This is a genomic window from Dactylosporangium sp. CS-047395, assembly GCF_050942185.1.
Taxonomy (GTDB): Bacteria; Actinomycetota; Actinomycetes; order Mycobacteriales; family Micromonosporaceae; genus Dactylosporangium.
This window is the reverse complement of the sequence record NZ_CP192015.1, coordinates 10,215,288-10,235,765: the sequence shown is the minus strand read 5'-3', so window position 1 is coordinate 10,235,765 and position 20,478 is coordinate 10,215,288. Positions and strand designations below refer to the sequence as shown.

The window sequence follows — 20,478 nt, the reverse complement described above, 5'->3', positions numbered from 1 at the left end:
GGTCTCGTTCCCCCCGAGGTGCCCCCGTCATGCAGAACTTCTCGCACGGCATGCAGCAAGCCCTGACCATCTGGCTGGCCCTGCTGGCCGCGGCCATCATCGCGTTCTTCGTGATGTCCTACATGTCCCGGCGCGGCCAGGGCGGCCCGTCGTGGTGGAGCCGGCTGCGCAAGGCGATCCGCGACCCCGACGCGAAGCGCGAGAAGCTCGCCAAGGCCGAGCGAAGTGCCGAAGAGCTTCAGGAGCTGCAACGGTACTGCGCTGAGGTCGCCGTCGCCGCCGAGCGCGCCACCGCCATGGCCGACCGCCGCCGCAACGAGTGGGAGGCGGCCCAGCGCACGCAGGAGGCGGCCTGGCGGGCGTACGAGGAGTCGGAGCAGGACGTCCGGCGCCTGCGCCGCGCGAACGCCTTCCCGCTGACCGACGACGACCCGGAGACCCGCCGCCGCCACCTCGTGCGCATGGTGAACGCCGCCCACGACCGCGGCGAGATCTCGGCCAGCGACCTCGCGGACGCGCTCATGCACCGCGACGGCTGGGACCCGCAGGCGCACCCGTTCGCGCAGCAGCTCATGCTGCAACGGGTCATCCGCGACCGGAAGTTCCGCGCGTACCAGGAGGCCTCGGAGATCGAGCGGCACACGGCGAATGCGGCCGACATGGCGGCGGCGGCCAAGCGGAGCCTGGACGACGAGTCCTTCGACGCCGAGCTGCGCCTGCGTAAGGCGACGGCGGTCAAGCCGGCCGAGCAGTCGGCGCCCTCGTTCCTGACGGCTCCTGCGGGGTCTTAGCTTTTTTGGGCGCTGTGGGATACGGGGTCTGGTTTTTGGGTCTCGGAAGGTCTGTCTCGGACGGACCTTCCGGCACCGGGGTATACCGTGCGATGTCCTGAAAAGCCGTGGGGGAGCTCCGCTCCACCCACACCCCCTCAACACCGCACCGACTCCTAGGGGCGGCTGGACGTCTACCCACACCCCTCAAGAGGGCACCGGGTCGGTGGTTGCTGGCGTGCCGTTCCAAGGTCAAGTTGGTTCGGTGGGCTGTAACGTGTGCGTAACGTTGCGTGATCTTTCGGGGGCCGGTCATGAGTATTGAGCTGTCGATCGTTGCGGGGCAGTGTTATGCGTCGTCGAGTGTCAACGCCCATGGGCAGGACCGGCATGCGACGAGTGCGTCTGAGGTGGAGCTGTTCGGGCTGGGCGAGGAGGGGCTCGTCGAGGCGGCGGCGCAGTGCCTTGGGCGGGCGCCGGATCGGGTGCAGATCGACGGGCTGTTGCACGGTACGCACGGGTGGACGCCGGTCACCACGACGCTCCGGGTGGCGAGTGCCTCGATCACCGGGGTCGGGTCGGAGCCGGTCGAGCTGCCGATCGGGGACGTTCCGATGCTGACGGCCACGGCGGCCCATCTGTGGTCGCCGAATGGCGGGGTGGTGGCGGCGGAGCACGTGCGGTACGACATCGAAATCCCGAACGGGCAGCGCCTGCGCTATGAGCATGTCTGGGGTGCCGACACCATCGAATCGTCCAGCGTCGAACTCGCGGCGGGTGCGGACGGGGACGAGTTGCTCGCGTTGCGCATCAATCTCGGCGTGCGGATCGTCTATGACGCGTATCTCAGCGGGGACGTGGCCGTGCTCTTCCGCGACGGGCACGAGGGCCATCGGGTGTGGGGCGTCGACATCGGCACGATCATGGCCGCCGGCGGGCTGCCGAACGGGCGGAACTTCGCGGAGAACGTGGTCATCCGCTACCTCGCGGGTGCGCGGGTCGTGCATGCGGGGCCGGGGGGCACGGTCAGTACCGTCGGCGGGCCTGGAATCCGGGCGGGCGAGGACCTGGCGCTGATCAGTGCCTGAAATGACCTGGTGGTCATCGGCGCCTTACCGCTAGGTTGCCGGGGTGGCCTACCTCATCTCGGTCAACGCCGGCGCGCTCGTGCGCACCGACCACTCCGACGTGGATCTGACGGGCATCGACAAGCAGCCGGTCGACGGGCCGGTGGCGATCACCGTGCCCGGGCCGCGGGGGAGCGTGGCGACCGGGGTGGCCGGCGACGAGGTCGGCGACACGCGGCATCACGGCGGGCCCGATCAGGCCGTCTACGCGTACGCCCGCGAGGACCTCGACAAGTGGTCCGCCGAGCTCGGGCGCGAGCTGGCCGGCGGCATGTTCGGGGAGAACCTGACCACGGCCGGGCTCGACGTCACCGGCGCCCGGATCGGCGAGCGGTGGCTGATCGGCGACGAGGTCGTCCTGGAGGTCAGCGCGCCGCGCATCCCGTGCCGCACGTTCGCGGGCTGGCTGGGCGAGCGCGGCTGGATCAGGACGTTCACGCAGCGGGCGATTCCGGGCGCGTACCTCCGCGTGATCACGCCCGGCGCGGTGCGCGCCGGCGATGACATCCGCGTGGTGCACACGCCCCCGCACGACGTCACGATCGGCCTGACGTTCCGGGCGCTGACCACCGAGCCGGAGCTGCTGCCCCGGCTGCTGGTGGCGTCCGCGCTGCCCGAACGGACCCGGGAGAAGGTCCTAAGCCGTCTGTAGCGAGCGCTTGGACAGGCCCATGAAGTACCCGTCGATGACCGAGCGCACGGGCGCGTCCGGCTGATCGGCGGCGCCCAGCGTGACGAACAGCGGCGAGTAGTGCTCCGCCGTCGGGTGCGCGTAGGGCATGCCGGGGGCCTGGCTGGCGTACCGCGCGAGGGTGTCGACGTCCCCGCGCGCGAGGGCGTCGGCGGCCCACGCGTCGAAGTCGGCCGACCAGCCGGGCGGGGTGCCGTGCCCGGTCCAGTGCTCGCGGGTCAAGAATGGCAGCCCGTGGGTCATGAACCCGGAGCCGATCACGAGCACGCCCTCCTGGCGCAGCGGCCGGAGCCGGCGGCCGAGCTCGAGCAGCCGGTCCGGGTTGTGCGTGGGCAGGCTGAGCTGCAGCACCGGGACGTCGCCGAGCGGGTACATCACCATCAGCGGCACCCACGCACCGTGGTCGAGGCCGCGGCTGCGGTGCTCGTACAGCGGCTCGGTGTCGGGCATCAGGGCGGCCACCTGCTCGGCCAGGTCGGCGGCGTCGGGCGTGTTGTACTGCAGCTGGTAGAAGACCGGCTTGAATCCGCCGAAGTCGTAGACCAGCGGGGTGCCGGCCGGGGTCGCCGAGACGCTGAGCGGGGCCGACTCCCAGTGCGCGCTGACGATGAGGATCGCCTTGGGCTTGGGCAGCTGCAGGGTCCAGTCGAGCAGTTCGCGCATCCACTGGGCGTCCTCGAGCAGGGGCGGGGCGCCGTGGCTGATGTACAGGCTCGGCAGCGCCCCGTCCTCGGGCGTCCACATCCGCTGGTCGCGGCTGGCGGGGACGGCCTCGGCGAGGTGCTGCTCGAGGAGGGGCAGTTGGGTCATGCCTTTGAGCGTAGCGCTTTAGTTGAGCATTCAACAGGACGACAAGTCGTGCGCTGGCGCACTCAACAGCCCGATATGTCGGGCGCTGACGCGCCGCGACATATCGGACTTATCATGATTTAGCGGCCAGCTCGGACGCCCGGTGCAGGGCTTCGGCGACGGCGCGCGTCTCGGCGGCGCCGTACACCAGGAGAAGCTCGCGATCCTTGCCGCCGTGGCGGTCGGTGGCGGTCGCCCGCTCGACGACGACGCGGGTGGTGGTGAGCCGGTCGTCGACCTCGATGTCCATGTCGGCCACGCCGATGTCCACCTGCCGGACGAAGAGTTCTTCCATGACCAAAAGCGTGGCGCCGCCCGGACGCGCGGACGCCGCCCCGATCGGGTTATCTCGCCTCAGAAATGCGCCCGCGCGGCGGTGGTCACCAGGAGTTTGGCCTCGTGGAGATGCGCCTTCTCCTCGGCGGTCACGTTGGGGTCGGCCACCCGCCGGTGCACGGCCGCCTCGAGCTGCGAGAGCGGGTTGTCGCGGCTGCAACTCATCAGCGTGTCGAGAAACGGCTCCGCGTGGTGCTCGAACTGGTGCCCGGGCATCACCGAGACGGTCGCGATGATGAGCGCCGTCATCGCCACGTCCAGCTCCGGCGGCCCCTCGCAGCTGTTGCGCCAGTCGATGACGACCGGCCCGCCCTCGGTCATGATCACGTTCTCGGGGTGCAGGTCGAGGTGCAGGATGCGGGTGCCGGGGTCGGTGGCCGAGCGCACGCGCACCTTGTGCAGCCGCTCCAGCAGGTCGGCCAGCACGGTCGCGCCGGAGCGCAGGTCGAGCGTGCTGTCGCCGAGGGCCTGCAGCATCGTCGGGCCCTCGAGGCGCTCCATGACCAGGTCAGCGCCCTCGGCGTGGTAGATGCGCGGGACCGGAAATCCATGATCGGCGACGTACCGCATCGTGGCCGCCTCCGACGTCACGTCCCCGCCGCGCCGGTACCGCCGGAGTACTCGCCGCTCGTCGAGCGCATAGATGTCCGCGTCGCGGCCGCTGGCGAGAAGTGCGGTCATGCCGCGACTCTACGTCCCCGGCCGGAATGATTCAGCCCTGCTATCCCTTTAGAGCCAGCCGTTCTCGTCCGCCAGCCGCACCGCTTCCGCGCGCGTCCGCTTAGAGCCAGCCGTTCTCGTCCGCCAGCCGCACCGCTTCCGCGCGCGTCCGCGCCCCCGTTTTGCCGATCGCCGCCGACAGATGGTTGCGCACGGTTCCCTCGGAGAGCCCCAGCTGCCCGGCGACGTCGGCGACCGTGCCACCTTCGCGGGCGGCGCGCAGGACGTCGGCCTCCCGCGGCGTCAGCGGACTGTCCCCGTTCGCGAGCGTCTCCGCGGCCAGCGTGGGGTCGACGACGCGCAGGCCTTGGGCGATGCGGCGTACCGCGTCGGCGAGCTGCTTGGCCGGCGTGTCCTTGACCACGAAGCCCGACGCGCCCGCGGCCATCGCCCGGCGCAGATACCCCGGCCGCCCGAACGTGGTCACCATCAGCACCTTGCACGACGGCAGCGCCTTGCGCAGCGCCGCCGCGGCCGCGATCCCGTCCAGCCCCGGCATCTCCACGTCGAGCAGCGCGACGTCGGGCCGGTGCTCCCGCGCGGCCGCGACGACCTCGTCCCCGCGCCCGACCTCGGCCACGACGTCCAGGTCGGCCTCGAGATCGAGCAACGCCGCGAGCGCGCCGCGCACCAGCGCCTGGTCGTCGGCGATCAGCAGTCGGATGGACACCGCTCACCGCATCCCATCGTGATCTGCGTCACTGCGCCAGCTCGATGATCGTCCGCACGGCGGCCCTGACCACCCCGGCCGCGAACTCATAGTCCAGCGTGTCCGCGGTGTCGCCCGGCCCGTGATAGTTCGGGTTGCGATAGTCCGCCGTGTCGGTCACCAGCACCGCTCGCCGCCCCGCCTCCCAATACGGCACGTGATCGCTGCGCATCGCCACTTCCTGCGCGAAAGCCGGAAGAACAAGAGGCAGCGTCGGTACCTCCAGGTGCCTGGCCAACCGCCCCAGCAACCCCTGCGACGCCTCGTCGGCCACCAGCCCGATGAAGTCGCCGCGCTCGGGCGCCTGGATGAAGCCGGCCAGTTCCTCGGGAAAGCGCTGGTAGGGCGCGGTGTACCCGATCATCTCGAACACGATCGCCTCGGTCTGCGCGGTGATGAAGGCCTGATGCGCGGCGCTGCCGTCGAAGTGCGCCTCCTCCCCGCCGAACAGGCAGAACCGGATCGTCCGCGCGGGAAGCTCGGCGTCGCGCAGCACCCGCGCGGCCTCCAGCACCCCGGCCACCCCGCTGGCGTTGTCATCGGCCCCGGGCGTGTTCTCCACGGAGTCCCAGTGCGCACAGAGCTCAACCGCGTCGTCGGAGGTGCCACCCTCGATCTCGGCGACCAGGTTCACCTGGTGCAACTCGGTGCCGTACCGCTCGACGCGGACCTTCAGCCCCATCGCCGAGAGCTGATCGGTGATGTACCGCAAGCACGCCGGCACCCCCGGCTGGTCCTCGAACCGGGGCCCGTGCGCGGTGAGCGCCTCGACATGAGCGCGAAGTCGTTCGGCGGAGATCACCGCCACAGAATAAGGAATCCCCGGCCCGCACGAGAACCGCCGGACGGCCCCGTGGTTCCGGAGCCCCCTCGTTCGGGTCCTGACGGTGGACCCTGACCTTGGACCCTGGCCTTGGACATGGAACAGCCCCCGAGGTTCCCGCGCTGTTGCGCGTGGGCCGGTTGGACTGACACCGGAAAGCCTCGGGGGCTGGGTGGCTGTCTCGTATTCGCCTGACCGCCATCCGGGCGGACACACGAAGTGCGAGTCCAGAGGACGGCGACTAGCGGACAGTCACCTCACGAGTCCCATTGCTACACAACTTTGGACCACCTCCTTTCCCGTGTACGACCAACGTAGCCAGCTCCGTGGATCACCCGCAACGCTTTTTCAGGAGCACTTTGGTTAGCGGCTCCACCGCTGGTCAGCCCACCCGACCGCCCGCCGCCGTCGTCGCCCGCCTCGCCCGCCTCGCCACCGCGGTCGTTGCCCACCTCGCCTACGTCGCCTACCTCGCCACCGCGGTCGTCGTCCACCTTGCCTACGTCGTCCACGTCACCACCGTGGTCGTCGCCTGCCGCCGCCGTCGCTCACGTCGCCCGCCGTCGTCGCCCGCCGTCGCGCTCGGGATCGTCACCGCCGCATCGGAGCGCCGGCGCGCTGTTCCCGCGCGTCCGTGCGCTGTCTCCGCGCGTCCGTGCGCTGTTCCCGCGTCGTCCGTGCCGTGCGGGCGGCGTGGGCTGCGTGCGGGCGGTGTGGGCTGCGGGTGGCGGCGTGGCCTGCGGTGGTGCGCCGTTCCCGGGTGTCCGGGCGGCGGCGGATACGCTGCGCGATGTGAGAGACATCGAGATCCGGGGCGACATGATTCGCCTGGGTCAGTTTCTGAAGCTTGCCGACGTCATGGAGTCCGGTGGGGAGAGCAAGGAGCTCATCCTCGACGGCGAAGTGAGCGTGAACGGCGAGGTTGACACCCGGCGGGGGCGGCAGTTGCACAAGGGCGACGTCGTGCGGGTGCTCGGGGAGACGTTGCGCGTGGCCTGACGGGCCCCGGTACTCAGGAACTTCACAGCGCCGTTTGGGGCGGTCCCCAGGTCAGGCCCGCATAGTTCTTGGTGTGACCGGCGCCGGAAAAACCGGAAGCCTCCCTGGATGGTCCACCGGCGCGCGGTCACGCCAAAACGTTGCTCATGTCGTTGCCTCGCTGGGGTGGTCAGCACAAAGGCGACGCTGATGCGGTCGAGGTCGGGGCACCACCTGCCGGGGGTGTTCCCGGCCTCGACTGTGTTTCGGCCCCGGTTTCGAGGCGGACCTCGACGGTGATGGTGGCGACCTGGTCGGGCCCACCGCTCGGCGGGGACGTGATCAAGGTCCAGCACCGGCCGGCGTGCCGGTCGAGTTTTGTTATGGGGTCAGGACCAGCTTGCCCCGGACGTGGCCGGTGTCCAGGAGGCGGTGCGCGTCGGCGGCCTCGGCGAGCGGCAGTTCGCGGTGCAGGGCCACGCGCAGGCGGCCGCGGTCGGCAAGCTCGGCCAGCCAGCGGAGGTCGGCGGCGGAGGGTTCGGCGGGCACGTACCGGCCGCCGGCTGCCGCGATGGCCGGGTTGACGGTGGAGACGGCGCGGGCGGCGTCGCGGACCTCGCGCAGGGCGGCCGCCGTCGTGTCGCCGCCGACCAGGTCCACGGCCACGTCCACCGGCTCCATGGGGTCGTCGACGGGCTCGGCGCCGAGTTCGCGCAGGAAGTCGCGGTCGGCCTCGGGGGCCGTGCCCAGGACGCGCTCGGCGCCCAGGGCCCGGGCGATCTGCACGGCGAAGTGGCCGGGGCCGCTCGCCGCGTCGTGGATCAGCACCACGTCGCCCTCGCCGGTGCCAGCGGCGCGGAGGGCTTGCAGGGCGGTGACTGCTGCCCGGGGTACCGCTGCGGCTTCCACAAACGTCAGACCCGCCGGCTTGTGGGCGGCGGCGCGCTCCGGGACGGTGACCCGCTCGGCGTAGGCGCCCTCGGCCCAGGCGTAGACCTCGTCGCCCACGACGAACCCGGTGACCTCGGGACCGTGGGCGAGCACGACGCCCGCCACCTCGCGCCCGGGCACGCTCTCCGCCCGCGCACCGGAACCGGCCGATCCAGAAGCAGACCCGGGAGCAGACGTGCCGGATGCAGACCCGGACGCAGACGACCCGGACGCAGACGACCCGGAAGCAGACGCGCCGGAAGCAGATCCGGACGCGGACGCGCCAGAAGCGGACCCGGCTGCGCCGGCAGCGCGCGCGTCGAGTGGGAGCCCGGACGCGGCCGAGCCGGACGCGTCGGAGCCCGGCACGGACGCGTCGGAGCCGGGCCCGGACGGGGCAGGAGCAGGGGCAGCGGAGGGGTCCAAGTCGGTGCGGTCGACACCGGCCGCCCGGATGGCCAGCAGCAGCTGGTCCGGGGCCGGGCGCGGATCGGGAAGGTCCCGCAGGGCCAGCGTGTGCTCCGCGGTGAGCGTGATCGCCTTCACGCCTCCATGTCTAGCGGCTCCGGGACCCGCGCGCAGGCGGATATGGCCAGGTCGAGGGAGGTGAGATGGCAAAGTCCCGCGCGGGTGAGGGCCGGCACCACCCCGGCCGTGAGCCATCCGGGGCCCGCGGGAGCGAACGTGGTGGCGGGGAATTCGGCGGCCGTGGCGAGCAGTCCCGCGGCGTCGGCGGTGGTGGCGGTCTGGGACCAGATCACGGCGGTACCCGCCGCCGTGCGCTCGGTCGCCGCCCGCAAGGAGCGCCACGGGACGCCGGGGCCGAGCGGGAAGGTGCCGATGCGCCGCTCGAACAGCGCGGCGGAGAGGGCCTTGAGCGGGAGGTCGTGCTCCTCGCCGGGGGTGCACGCGAGCAGGACGTGGTTGCTGCGGATGTCGCCGTGGCGCGGGACGCTGGACAGGTCGAGGCCGCGGGCGATGCCCTCGCTGAGCACGTGCTCGACCGCGATGTCGAAGGGGCCGCTACCCGCCCCGGCCCGACGCAGGGCGGGTACGCAGGCCCCGGTCCAGGTCCTGGCGACGCCGTGCCGCGCCGTCAGGGTGACGACGATGCCGGCGACGGCGCCGCTGTCCAGGTCCCGGGCCGCGTCCAACAGGTCCAAGAGCCGCATACCCAGTCATTCGCCTGGATAGCGGCGCTTGGATGCAGCGGGAGCGCGGGTGTGGGGTCCGAACTCCCGAGAAAGATCACATGCGTCAGGCGCTCTGGCGGCGGACCAGGGTGGTGGGCAGGACCGGTGGTTCGTCCCAGGGCTCGTTGGACATCTGGGCGAGCAGCTGGCGGGCCGCGGCCGCGCCGATCTCCTCGACCGGTTGCTTGATCGTGGTCAGGGGCGGTTGGGTGAACGACGCGAGCGGCAGGTCGTCGAAGCCGACCAGCGCGACGTCCTCGGGCACCCGCCGGCCCGACTGCCGCAGTGCGTGCAGCGCACCGACCGCCATCAGGTCCGACGCGCAGAAGACGGCGTCGAGGTTGGGGCGATGATCCAAGAGCCGGGTCATCGCGTGTACGCCGGCCGGGCGGGTGAAGTCGCCGTAGGCGATCGGGCCCGGGTCCAGGCCCGCCCGCTCGAGGCCTTCACGGAACCCGGCCAGCCGGTCCACCCCGGCCGAGACGTCCGGCGGGCCGGCGATCGTCACGATGCGGCGGCGGCCGGTCCGGGCCAGGTACTCCACCGCCTGCCGCGCGCCGCCGCGGTTGTCCGCGTCGACGTACGACAGCGCGCTGCCCTGCAACGGCCGGCCGATGAGGGTGACCGGCACACCGAGTGCGGGGAGCGTGACGACGAGGGGGTGGCTGCTGCGGCAGTAGATCAGCAGCACGCCGTCGATGTGCCCGCTGCTGAGGTACCGCTGCAGCGAGGCCGGCCGCTCGCCCGCCGCGAGCAGCATGGGCATGTCGCGCTCGGCGAACGCGGCACTGGCCCCGGCCAGCACCCGGGAGTAGAACGGATCGGCGAAGAGGCGTGCGTTGGGTTCGCACACCACGGCGGCGACGGAGCGGGGGCGGCGGTCCACAGCGCGGGCGGCGCGCTGACGGACGTAACCGAGCCGGTCAACGGCGTCGCGGACCTGCTGGCGGGCGGCCGGCGAGACGCGAGCGGAACCGTTGAGCACGCGCGAGGCGGTGGCGGAAGAAACGCCCGCGAGCGCGGCGACGTGGGCGAGGGTGGGGTGTTCGGCGGTGTCACGCATGGGGTCGTGCGTGGGATCCTGCGTTTCCGGAGCGGCGGTAATCGACATCGCGACCTCCTTAGATAGCAAGTCGTCGATTTTGGGAGCGCTTCCATATCGGAGCGTCATACACGGTTTCTGCGGTGTCAACACGAGATTGCCGCAAGGTTTCGCTACCGGGGTTCTGACTGTAAATTTCAGCGCCGGGCCGTGAGTCAGGTCTCGACGCGCACCCGCCGGGTTCTCTAGCCTCGCTGCATCGAAGGAGGCAAGGATGCGTGACTGGATCGCTGTGATCGTCGCGGTGCTCGGGGTGCTCTTGGTGCTCGCCGGGGCCGTCCTGATCGTGCTGCAGGCCCTCCCCGAGCGCCGCCTGGCGCCCGCCCCGGTGGCGCCCGTCGCGGACAATGCCGACACCGTCGTGGTCGACACCCCGCCGGCGCCGCAGGTCGAGCCGCTCGGCAGCCGGCTCATCGGTGCAGTGAAAAGCCCAACTCCCGCCGATCGGCTGATCTTCTGGGGGATCATTCTCTTGGTGCTGGCCGCGATCGCGGCGGGTGCCATCAGCTTTGACTTCGGGGCCAAGGGCGGGAGCTGAACCCCAGCGTTTTCGCGTCGGGCGAAGGGACTATTCTGCCTGCGGGGTGACGTGTTGATCGCACTGCCGATCGCCCGGAGCCTCGCGGAGCTGGCTCGCCAGCTGGTTCAACAGCCTCAGGAGGCCTTTCGTGACCACCGTCGCACCGAAGCCGATCGTCACCAGGCCTTGGCCGGTGCACAAGCCGGTCAAGGGCTCGGCGTTCGCTCGGCTGCTGCGCACCACGGATGCGAAGCAGATCGGCCTGATGTACCTCATCACGTCGTTCGTGTTCTTCATGATCGGCGGCTTCATGGCGCTGCTCATGCGCGCCGAGCTGGCCCGGCCGGGTCTGCAGTTTCTCTCCCCTGAGCAGTACAACCAGCTGTTCACCATGCACGGCACGATCATGCTGCTGTTCTTCGCGACGCCGATCGTCTTCGCGTTCGCGAACTACATCACGCCGCTGCAGATCGGCGCGCCGGACGTCTCGTTCCCGCGGCTGAACGCCTTCGCGTACTGGCTGTACGCGTTCGGCGGCACGATCACGCTCGTCGGCTTCATCACGCCCGGCGGCGCCGCGGACTTCGGATGGTTCGCCTACGCGCCGCTGAACAGCATCATCAACTCGCCCGGCGTGGGCGCCGACCTCTGGATCGTCGGCCTGGTGCTCTCCGGCCTCGGCACGATCCTCGGCGCGGTCAACATGATCACGACGGTGCTGACCCTGCGCGCGCCCGGCATGACGATGTTCCGGATGCCGATGTTCACCTGGAACATCCTGGTGACGAGCGTCCTGGTGATCATGGTCTTCCCGATCCTGGCCGCCGCGCTGCTGTGCCTGGAGGCCGACCGCCGCCTGGGCGCGCACGTCTACGACGCCGAGACCGGCGGCGCGATGCTCTGGCAGCACCTGTTCTGGTTCTTCGGCCACCCCGAGGTGTACATCGTGGCGCTGCCGTTCTTCGGCATCATCACCGAGGTCATCCCGGTCTTCAGCCGCAAGCCGGTCTTCGGCTACAAAGGCCTCGTCGGCGCCACGATCGCGATCGGTGCCCTGTCGATGAGCGTGTGGGCCCACCACATGTTCGCCACGGGCCAGGTCCTGATGCCGTTCTTCTCGTTCCTGAGCTTCGTCATCGCGGTGCCGACCGGCATGAAGTTCTTCAACTGGATCGGCACGATGTGGCGGGGCCAGATCACCTTCGAGACACCGATGCTCTTCGCGGTGGGCTTCCTGGTGACCTTCCTCTTCGGCGGCCTGTCGGGCGTGCTCCTGGCGAGCCCGCCGATCGACTTCCACGTCTCCGACACCTACTTCGTGGTCGCCCACTTCCACTACGTGCTCTTCGGCACGATCGTCTTCGCGGTGTACTCCGGCATCTACTTCTGGTTCCCGAAGATGACCGGCCGGATGCTCGACGACCGGCTGGGCAAGGTCCACTTCTGGCTGACCACGATCGGCTTCCACACCACGTTCCTGGTGCAGCACTGGCTGGGCACGCAGGGCATGCCCCGTCGGTACGCGGACTATCTGGCCACCGACGGCTTCACCACGCTGAACACGATCTCCACGATCGGCTCGTTCATCACCGGCCTGTCGACGCTGCCGTTCATCTGGAACGTGTGGAAGTCGTACAAGACCGGCCGCGTGGTGGAGGTGAACGACCCGTGGGGCCACGGCATGTCGCTGGAGTGGGCCACGTCCTGCCCGCCGCCGCTGCGCAACTTCGACAGCATGCCGCGCATCCGCTCGGAGCGGCCGGCGTTCGACGCCCGGTTCCCGGCGCACGCGCCGGGGCACTCGCTGGAGGCGCCGCCGCCTGGTGGGGCGAAGCCGCTCAGCTCCGAGGCTGACGGCGGGGCCAGCTACCAGGAACAGTCGTAGCCCTCGTTGAGACAGGCTCTGAGAACGCCCTCGATCGCCACGCGGTCGGGGGCGTTCTCCGTTTGCAGGGCGCTGGCACCGAAGCCTGTAGCGGCCGTCTAAGCGGGCCGGAACGGAAGCGCCGGAACGGAAGCGCCGGAACAGAAGCGCCGGAACGGAAGCGCCGGAACGGCCGTCTGAGCGCGCCGCAACAGGACGCGGCAGCGGGCCCTCTAGGTGGGCCGCAACAGAAGCGTGCGGTGGCGGCCCGGTCCAAGCGGGCCGCAACAGCAACGGGACAGCGGCCGTCCGAGCGGCCCGCAACAGCCGTCCGAGTGGGCCCCGAGAGATCTAACAGCCGTCCGTGTGGGCCCCGAGAGATCGGACGAATCGGGCAAACCGCGCTATGACAGTTTCGTGAAAAAGCCGCCGTGATCGCCAGAGAGGGTGAATTGCTTACGCATGGTGGCGGCAGAGATAACGCAGCGTGCACCTCGACTCGTCGCCAGCGCGGAGGCGCCGCCGCCGGGGTGAGGGGCGGGGCGCTCCGCGCGCGTCGTCAAGGTGGGGTCGGCCGGAGCCGGAGGAGAGAAACTACGTTCTGTAATGCGTGTCAGGCCGGTTGGGTGACCCCGCCGCGCGGGGCGGGCAGGCGGCCGGACACGGTGCCGGGCGGGATCGGCACGCCGAGGATGTCGCTCACTCCCACCACCGCGAACAGCCTCGCGATGAAGGGGTTGGGCCGGCGAATGTCGAGCTTGACGCCCATGCTGTGGCAGATGCGCTTGGCAACGACGAGGGTGCCGATGCCGGTGGAGTCGAGGAAGGTGACCCCTTGAAGGTCGATGACAAGGAGGTCGATGCTTCCGTCGAGCACTGAGCTCACCGCGGTGCGGAGCTCCTGAGCGGTCTCATAGTCGATTTCGCCACTCAGCGTCAGCACTGACTCTCGCTGATCCGAAGGGCGAGTCTCGATCGACAACTTCACGTGACCCTCCTGGTGCTGAGCCGTCCACCATGGACGACCCTTCGAGGTCCCGCAAGCGTAGCGAAGTCTAACCATTTTCGCCACGCTCCGTGTAGGTGCTCCTTACGTAGTGACGTGAGAAGTCCTCACATCGGTGCCGCGGAACCGGCTTGCCCGGATGACGGTACACGTCGGTTGTTACACGGCAAGTCCAGCCATGTGCCATCCGCCGGACGGTCAGCTCCCGGCCACGACCGGTTCACCGACCAAGGTCACCCCGGCTTCCCGCAGCTCAACCAGGGCGGACTCGGTGGTGGCGGGCATGACACCCGCGGTCAGGTCGAGGAGCACGGTTGTAACAAAGCCGGCCCGGACCGCATCGAGCGCCGTCGCGCGGACGCAGTGATCCGTGGCGATCCCCACCACGTCGACCTCGGTCACGTCCCGCTCGCGCAGCCAGTCGGCGAGGCCCTCGCCGTCCGCCGCGCCCTCGAAGCCGGAGTACGCGGCCTGGTAGGAGCCCTTCTCGAAGATCGCCTCGACCCGGCTGATGTCCAGGTTGGGGTGGAAGCCGATCCCGCCGGTGCCGACCACGCAGTGCACCGGCCAGGTGCTCACGTAGTCGGGGTGTTCGGCGAAGTGCGCCCCCGGGTCGATGTGGTGGTCCTGGGTGGCCACCACGTGGTCCCACCGGCCGCCGGCGGCCAGTGCGGCCGAGATCTGCTTGGCCACTCCCGCCCCGCCGGCCACCGCGAGGGAGCCGCCCTCGCAGAAGTCGTTCTGCACGTCCACCACGATCAACGCCCGCGTCATGCGGTGCCTCCCGAAATTCCGCCGGACATGACGACCGGGACCGCTGGGTCGCCGGCCGAGAGCTTGAGCCCCTCCCAGGGGATCGAGATGAGGCACTGGCGCAGATGCTCGCGCGACTCGCGCAGCGTCGGCAGGTCCGCCACCGGCTCGCCGCCGCGCAGCAGGGGCCGCTGCAGGGCCCGGTCGTGCGGCTGCGCGTCGGGCGTGCCGAGGGAGACGACGACCTCCTCGGTGGCGGTGCCGGTGGGCTTGTGCCGCCGTACCGCCGTCTTGCGCCCGCCAACCGTGCCCTTGTGCTCGGAGCGCTTCACGACCGGGCGCCCGTCGACCTCGACGAGCTTGTAGACCAGCCCGGCGGTCGGCGCGCCCGAGCCGACCACGACCGCCGTGCCCGCGCCGTAGGCGTCGACCGGCTCGGCGGCCAGCGCGGCGATCGCGTACTCGTCCAGGTCGCCGGAGACCACGATCTGCGTGTCGGTGGCGCCCAGCGAGTCCAGCAGCGCCCGGGACTCGGACGCGAGCACGCTCAGGTCGCCGGAGTCGATGCGCACCGCGCGCAGCTCGGGCCCGGCCACGGCGATCGCGTTGCGGATGCCCTGGGCGATGTCGTACGTGTCGACCAGCAGCGTGGTCTGCTTGCCCAGCGCCTCCACCTGGGAGCGGAACGCGGCCTGCTCGGAGTCGTGCAGCAGCGTGAAGGCGTGGGCGGCGGTGCCGGTCGTCGGGATGCCGTAGCGCCGGCCGGCCTCCAGGTTGGACGTGAACGCGAAGCCGGCCAGGTAGGCCGCGCGCGCCGCGGCGACCGCCGCCTCCTCCTGAGTGCGCCGCGAGCCCATCTCGATCACCGGGCGCCCGCGCGCCGCGGTGACCATCCGGGCCGCGGCCGCCGCGATCGCGCTGTCGTGGTTGAGCACCGACAGGATCAGCGTCTCCAGCACCACGCACTCGGCGAACGTGCCGCTCACGGTCAGGATGGGGGAGCCGGGGAAGAACAGCTCGCCCTCGGCATACCCGTCGACGTCACCGCGGAATTTGTACTTCCCGAGCCAATCGGCCGTCGCGTCGTCCACGATCCCGCGCTCGCGCAGGAACGCGACCTCCTCATCGCCGAAGGTGAACTCGGCGATGAGGTCGAGCAGCCGCCCCGTCCCCGCGACCACGCCGTAGCGCCGCCCGATCGGCAGCCGCCGGGCGAACACCTCGAACACGCAACTCCGGTCGGCGGTGTCGTCGCGCAGGGCCGCCGACAGCATGGTCAGCTCGTAGTGGTCGGTCAGGAACGCGCTCGTCGTCACATGAACAACATATTCCAAGCGCTATAGGACCGCGATCACTCCACCCGCCGCCAGCAAGCGCACCACGGCGGCGACGCAGGGCGGCGCGGCACAGGGCGGGCGCGAGCGCAGCGCAGGGCGGCCGCAGGCGCGGGCGGCTGCGCAGGGCGCGGCGCAAAGCGCGGGGCGCGGTGCAGGGGCGCGGGGCGCGGTGCAGGGCGCGGTGCAGGGCGCGGTGCAGGGCGCGGGCGCGGCGCAGGGCGCGGTGCAGGGGCGCGGTGCAGGGGCACGGGGCGCGGTGCAGGGCGCGGGCGCCGCGCCGCGCAGGGCGGGCGCCGCGCCGCGCCGCGCCGCGCCGCGCCGCGCCGCGCAGGGCGGGCGCCGCGCAGCGCGGGCGCGGGCGTAGCGCGGGCGCGGCGCGGCGGCAGCGGAGCAGCTTTCGAGTGCTACAGGACCGCGATCACTCCTCCGGCGGCAGCGAGCGCAGCGCGGCGGCGAGCTCGGCCCGGCCGGTCACACCCAGCTTGGCGTAGACGCGCATGAGGTGGTTGTCGACGGTACGAGAGGACAAGTAAAGCTGGTCCGCGATCTCCTTCGACGGCACCCCAGCCGCCGCCAGCCGGGCGATCTGGCGCTCCCGGCCGGTCAGCATGGGCTGCGGGACCACCAGGGCCGGGGTCACCGCGTGCGGGCACTCCGTCCGCAGCTCGGCCAGGCGCTGGGCGGCCCGCGGCGTCTGCGGCGAGCGGATGCCCCGCAGCAGCGTCACGGCGCCGGCGGCGGCCTCGGCGGCGAACAGGTACAGCTGCATGTCCGCCAGCTCCTCGGCCACCGAGAGCAGGGCGCCGCCGTCCTCCTCGGCCATCGCGCGGACGTGCCACGCCATGGCCGGGGCGAGCCGGCCCTCGACCGTCTGTGCGAGGGCCCCGATCCGCTCGTTGACCTCCGCGGCGAAGCCGAGGCGGCCCAGGTCGTACAGGGCGAACATCTCGTGGGCGGCGAACCCGTCGCTGCGGTTGCGGGCGGCGAGCAGGCGCAGCACCTCGGCCGCGGTGGTCACGTCGCCCGCGGCCACGGCGACCCAGGCGCGGGCCTCCTCCAGCCAGGGGTACAGGACCTCCATGGACCGGTAGTGCGCCTCCTCGGCCAGCGCGAACGCCGCGGCGGCGCCGGCCGCGTCGCCCTGCAGCGCGGCGATGTGGGCCCGCTCCGCGTGGGCCAGCGCGACGAAGATCCGGCCGGTGGCGAGCATGGCGCTGGCCTGGCTGGCGGCCCGGCCGCCCTCCTGCAGGTGTCCGCGCAGCCGGGCCGCCTGGGCCCGCACGATCTGCAGGTAGCCGGAGCCGAGCAGGAAGTTGCCGGCGTCGGCCATGCCCGCGAACTCGGTGGCCACGATCGCGTCGACGGCCTCGAGGTCGGCGGCGAGGATCATGGCCGTGCCGCGGGCGAGCTCGATGCCCAGCTGGATGTACGGCACCTCGGCCCGCCACTGCGTCGCGTCCGCGTCCAGCAGCGCCATCGCCTTGACCGTCTGCACCGGCGTGCCGCGCATCGCCTGGAGGTGGCCCATGATCGAGCGGGCCAGGGCGCGCGGCCCGGGCGCGGACGCGGGGCTGTCCAGCACCGTGCGGGCCAGCGTGAGGGCCTGGCCGAAGTCGCCGCGGTGCAGCCGCATGGTCGACTCGACCGACAGCGCGAGGGAGCGCTCGCGCAGGTCGACGATCTTGTGTGCCTGGCGGTCCATCTCGTCCGCGGTCGACGAGTCGCCCACGCCCCAGTGCGAGATGATGTGCCGGATCGCCAGCCAGCGGCTGCGCTGGCCCTCGTCGCCGATCTGGCCCTCGTTCTGGTCCAGCAGCAGCGCGCCCTCGTCGGGGCAGTTGGCGAACATGAGGATCGTGGCGAGCGTCTCCGCGGCGTCGAACCCGCCGCCCGCCGCCACCGCCGCGCGCCCGAGCCGCATCGCCAGCGCCATGTCGTACGTCGCGAAGGCGAGCCGGCACGCGTTGAGCAGCAGCACCGGGTCGCGCGCGGTGTCGGAGTCGAGCCGCCAGACCGCGACGCGCAGCAGGTCGTCGCGGCGCCGCGCGCCACAGTTCTCCACCAGCGAGGCGAGGTCGGCGAGCAGGCGCCGGTTGCGGGTGACCGGGCAGCGGCGGCGGACGACCTCGCCGTACAACGGATGGGCCAGCCGCACCGTGGTCCGCCGGTCCTCGACGACCACGCGGACGAGCTGGCGCTCCTCGGCCGTCTCCACCGTGGCCAGGTCGGTCGCCTTGACCAGCAGCGGCAGGCCGATCGGCTCGCCGAAGGCGACCAGCTCCAGCACCGCCCGCTCCTGCGGGGTGAGCTTGCCGATGCGCGCGTCGACGACCTCGGTCAGGGTCGGGGCCAGGTCGACCTTGCCGGTCCAGCGCTGCATGCCGTAGCTCTCGATGATCTCGCCGGCCGCGTGCGCGCCGATCACCAGCTCGCGCAGCAACAGGGCGTTGCCCTGGGAGAGCTGCCAGAGCCGGTCCACCGAGGCCGAGTCGACCGGGCCGCCGAGCACCTGCTGCAGCAGGTCGGAGGTCTCCTGCAGGGTGAGCGGCCCGAGCTCGATCCGCTCGACCAGGTCGTCCTTCCACAGGGCGCTGATCGGGTCGTGCACCGACTCGCCGGTGCGCACGGTGCCGATCACCGTGGCGTTCTCCGAGCGGGCCACGTAGTACACGAGCGCGGCGGACAGCGGGTCGAGCAGGTGCGCGTCGTCGATCGCGACCACGATCGGGCGACCGGCGGCCTGGCGGTGCAGCGCGTCGACCGCCCAGCGCAGCAGCCCGGCGGGCGAGCCGCCGGCGGGCTGGTCGGGCGGGAGCACCTGGGCCAGCCCGCCGAGCGGCAGCCCGGCCGTCGCGGCGTTAGCGGTGGCCGTCCAGACCGCGAGTCTGTCCTGGTCAAGTGCATTGACGCCCTCGCGCAGCAATCGGCTCTTGCCGATGCCCGGCGGGCCGCCGAGAATCAGACCGCGACCGGTGGAACCGGAGGCCGCCTCGGCGACACGGGTGAGTTCTGCGTTTCTGCCGACAAAGCTCCAGGGAGGCACCGTCGCAGCATATCGATACGTTGATTACTGCGTGTACCTGCGGATGCACGAACTTGAGTAGTGCGTTCGGCCCCAGTGAGTACCAGAAACCCTGCTGTTGTAAGTGCCCGTTCACGTAGCGTTCCGATGCCCCGCCCGGCAAGGCTGCCCGGCAGCGTGTCGGACGGGTTCTCCGGGCGTGCACAAGGAGGTCGCACATATGGGCTTCGGGGTCATGCAGGCACCGCTGATCGAACTCACCGTCACGTCGGCGCCGGCCTTCGGCATCACGACGAGCGGGAGATCAGCAGCCGCCATGCCGATTCGCGGTAGCCGGAACCACCGGCAGTCCACCGCCCCGTCCCAACCTGCCCATCGGGCCTGCGCGATCGTCGCCGGCACCGCCAGGTCGGGCAAGACCGCCCTGGTCGACGCCCTGATCCGGCGGGCCGCCGGGCCGATCGACGGCGGCGACGCCTGGGTCGTGTTCCGCCACGGCGAGCGCGCGGACGCGTGGGCCTACGTGCCCGGCCGCCGCGAGCCCCGCCCGTTCCCGGAGCGCAGCGCGGTGAAGGGCCCGGTCCGCCCGGCCCGGCGGATCGAGGTCGCCCACCCGTCGCCACTGCTCAAGCGCGTCTCCTTGATCGACACGCCCGGCAGCGGGGGCCTGGATCCGGTGACCGCCGAGATCTCCCTCGACGCCGCCGCCGAGGGCCTCGGCCTGCTCTTCGTGGTCGACGCCGCCGCCCCGCTCGGGCGGGCCGACCTCGACCTGCTCGCCGCCGCGGCCGACCGGCTGGAGCGCATCGCGTTCGTGCTCACCCGCATCGACCAGCACGACGAGTGGCCGGAGATGCTCGCGGCCAACCGCGCCCTGCTCGCCGCGCGCGGCCCGCGCCTGGCCACCGCGCCCTGGTTCCCGGTCTCGCTCGACCCGGCGTCCACGTTCGGCGTCGCCGAGCTGCGCCACCAGCTCGAGGCCTGGGCCGACGAGCGGGCCGCGGCCGGCACCCGGGTCGGCGGCGTGGCCGCGGCCACCGTCTCGGCCACCGGCGACGGCTGGCAGGAGCTGCTGGACCGGGAGATCCGGGCCCGCCGCCTGGCCGCCGTCGAGCGGGTATCGATCGACCTGGCCACCATCCACGTGCGCTGCGTGCAGGAGCTCGGCTCGGGCAAGGGCTGCCCCGAGCTGCCCCGGGTGCTCGACCGGCAGCTGCACGCGCTCTCCGTGCGCAGCTCCCGCCAGCTGCGCATCGACACCCGCGAGGTGATCGACACGGTCTTCGGCGCGCTGCTGGACACCCCGCCCGACGAGGTGGTGCTGGCCCGCATCGCCACCGCCGCCCGCCGCACCGTGGACAACGGCCGTGACGACGGCCGGGACCGCGACCGGGCGCTGCTGGTGACCACCACCTCGGGCGTGGCCTCGCTGGCCGGGGCCGGCGCGCTGGACAGCCTCTCGGCCACCGGGACGGGCCCCGAGGACGGCCAGGTGCTCTCCCCGCTGGGGGTGGGGCTCAATGCCGGGTCGTACGCGATGTGGCAGCCCCGGACCGGCCCGGGCGGCCCGCCCAAGCTGCCGGACAAGAAGGACTGCCGGCGCTGGCTGCAACACGCGCTGCGGGAGATCGAGGTCGAACTGGGCCACGAGATCGGCGAGCGCTACGCCGAGCTGCGCCAGGCGCTGTCGATCATCGCTGGGGACGCGGTCGACCATGGCGTGCTGCTCGCTTGATGGCACCATGTTG

The 20,478-nt window shown here is 71.7% G+C and carries 19 protein-coding genes; 7 read left to right on the top strand and 12 right to left on the bottom strand.

The window, feature by feature from the left end; all coding sequences use genetic code 11:
• The first annotated feature begins 29 nt into the window (after positions 1-29).
• From ACQP00_RS47810 to ACQP00_RS47800, 3 genes are all read left to right on the top strand, one after another.
• Complete coding sequence (locus ACQP00_RS47810) at positions 30-791, top strand: hypothetical protein (protein ID WP_433210429.1); 762 nt, start codon at positions 30-32, stop codon at positions 789-791.
• Positions 792-1,084: 293 nt separating this feature from the next.
• The gene (locus ACQP00_RS47805; protein WP_433210428.1) at positions 1,085-1,858 is read left to right on the top strand and encodes a hypothetical protein; all 774 of its coding nucleotides are present in this window, start codon (positions 1,085-1,087) and stop codon (positions 1,856-1,858) included.
• 43 nt (positions 1,859-1,901) lie between these two features.
• Positions 1,902-2,549, top strand: a complete 648-nt coding sequence (locus ACQP00_RS47800; protein WP_433210426.1) for an MOSC domain-containing protein — start codon at positions 1,902-1,904, stop codon at positions 2,547-2,549.
• Here ACQP00_RS47800 and ACQP00_RS47795 read toward each other — a convergent pair.
• The 5 genes from ACQP00_RS47795 to ACQP00_RS47775 form a co-directional block, all read right to left on the bottom strand.
• Complete coding sequence (locus ACQP00_RS47795) at positions 2,535-3,398, bottom strand: dioxygenase family protein (protein ID WP_433210424.1); 864 nt, start codon at positions 3,396-3,398, stop codon at positions 2,535-2,537. The two genes, ACQP00_RS47800 and ACQP00_RS47795, sit on opposite strands and share 15 nt — an antisense overlap.
• 112 nt (positions 3,399-3,510) lie before the next feature.
• Complete coding sequence (locus tag ACQP00_RS47790) at positions 3,511-3,732, bottom strand: hypothetical protein (RefSeq protein WP_433210422.1); 222 nt, start codon at positions 3,730-3,732, stop codon at positions 3,511-3,513.
• 59 nt (positions 3,733-3,791) lie between these two features.
• Positions 3,792-4,454, bottom strand: a complete 663-nt coding sequence (locus tag ACQP00_RS47785; RefSeq protein WP_433210420.1) for a phosphotransferase — start codon at positions 4,452-4,454, stop codon at positions 3,792-3,794.
• Between the two features lie 100 nt (positions 4,455-4,554).
• Positions 4,555-5,163, bottom strand: a complete 609-nt coding sequence (locus tag ACQP00_RS47780) for a response regulator transcription factor (RefSeq protein WP_433210418.1) — start codon at positions 5,161-5,163, stop codon at positions 4,555-4,557.
• Between the two features lie 28 nt (positions 5,164-5,191).
• Positions 5,192-6,004: a M20/M25/M40 family metallo-hydrolase gene (locus tag ACQP00_RS47775; RefSeq protein WP_433210416.1), complete on the bottom strand. Its 813-nt coding sequence runs from the start codon at positions 6,002-6,004 to the stop codon at positions 5,192-5,194.
• Between the two features lie 813 nt (positions 6,005-6,817).
• Here ACQP00_RS47775 and ACQP00_RS47770 point away from each other — a divergent pair.
• Positions 6,818-7,024, top strand: a complete 207-nt coding sequence (locus tag ACQP00_RS47770; RefSeq protein ID WP_433051594.1) for an RNA-binding S4 domain-containing protein — start codon at positions 6,818-6,820, stop codon at positions 7,022-7,024.
• Between the two features lie 360 nt (positions 7,025-7,384).
• Here the strand turns inward: ACQP00_RS47770 and ACQP00_RS47765 are convergent, their stop codons facing one another.
• The 3 genes from ACQP00_RS47765 to ACQP00_RS47755 all read right to left on the bottom strand — a co-directional run bounded on the left by ACQP00_RS47765 (position 7,385) and on the right by ACQP00_RS47755 (position 10,237).
• Complete coding sequence (locus ACQP00_RS47765) at positions 7,385-8,074, bottom strand: NADP-dependent oxidoreductase (RefSeq protein ID WP_433210414.1); 690 nt, start codon at positions 8,072-8,074, stop codon at positions 7,385-7,387.
• Between the two features lie 401 nt (positions 8,075-8,475).
• On the bottom strand, positions 8,476-9,105 hold the full coding sequence (locus ACQP00_RS47760) for a transcriptional regulator (RefSeq protein ID WP_433210412.1): 630 nt from the start codon (positions 9,103-9,105) through the stop codon (positions 8,476-8,478).
• Between the two features lie 85 nt (positions 9,106-9,190).
• Positions 9,191-10,237, bottom strand: a complete 1,047-nt coding sequence (locus ACQP00_RS47755; RefSeq protein ID WP_433210410.1) for a LacI family DNA-binding transcriptional regulator — start codon at positions 10,235-10,237, stop codon at positions 9,191-9,193.
• A 205-nt stretch (positions 10,238-10,442) separates the two neighbouring features.
• Between ACQP00_RS47755 and ACQP00_RS47750 the strand changes: the two genes are divergently transcribed.
• Positions 10,443-10,766, top strand: coding sequence for a hypothetical protein (locus ACQP00_RS47750; RefSeq protein WP_433210408.1), 324 nt, complete (start codon positions 10,443-10,445; stop codon positions 10,764-10,766).
• Between the two features lie 130 nt (positions 10,767-10,896).
• Positions 10,897-12,633 carry an aa3-type cytochrome oxidase subunit I gene (gene ctaD / locus ACQP00_RS47745; protein WP_433210406.1) on the top strand — a complete coding sequence of 579 codons (1,737 nt, stop codon included), beginning with the start codon at positions 10,897-10,899 and terminating at the stop codon, positions 12,631-12,633.
• Positions 12,634-13,225: 592 nt separating this feature from the next.
• On the opposite strand, the gene ACQP00_RS47740 is transcribed toward ctaD, so the two are convergent.
• The 4 genes from ACQP00_RS47740 to ACQP00_RS47725 form a co-directional block, all read right to left on the bottom strand.
• Positions 13,226-13,600, bottom strand: coding sequence for an STAS domain-containing protein (locus tag ACQP00_RS47740; RefSeq protein WP_433210404.1), 375 nt, complete (start codon positions 13,598-13,600; stop codon positions 13,226-13,228).
• A gap of 216 nt (positions 13,601-13,816) precedes the next feature.
• Positions 13,817-14,392, bottom strand: a complete 576-nt coding sequence (locus ACQP00_RS47735; protein WP_433210402.1) for a nicotinamidase — start codon at positions 14,390-14,392, stop codon at positions 13,817-13,819.
• The gene (locus tag ACQP00_RS47730; protein ID WP_433224263.1) at positions 14,389-15,645 is read right to left on the bottom strand and encodes a nicotinate phosphoribosyltransferase; all 1,257 of its coding nucleotides are present in this window, start codon (positions 15,643-15,645) and stop codon (positions 14,389-14,391) included. Before ACQP00_RS47730 ends, ACQP00_RS47735 begins: the two co-directional genes overlap by 4 nt.
• Positions 15,646-16,126: 481 nt before the next feature.
• Positions 16,127-18,751, bottom strand: a complete 2,625-nt coding sequence (locus tag ACQP00_RS47725) for a LuxR C-terminal-related transcriptional regulator (protein ID WP_433210400.1) — start codon at positions 18,749-18,751, stop codon at positions 16,127-16,129.
• Between the two features lie 199 nt (positions 18,752-18,950).
• On the opposite strand from ACQP00_RS47725, the gene ACQP00_RS47720 reads away from it, so the two are divergent.
• Positions 18,951-20,465: a GTPase domain-containing protein gene (locus ACQP00_RS47720; RefSeq protein ID WP_433210398.1), complete on the top strand. Its 1,515-nt coding sequence runs from the start codon at positions 18,951-18,953 to the stop codon at positions 20,463-20,465.
• Positions 20,466-20,478: the final 13 nt, after the last annotated feature.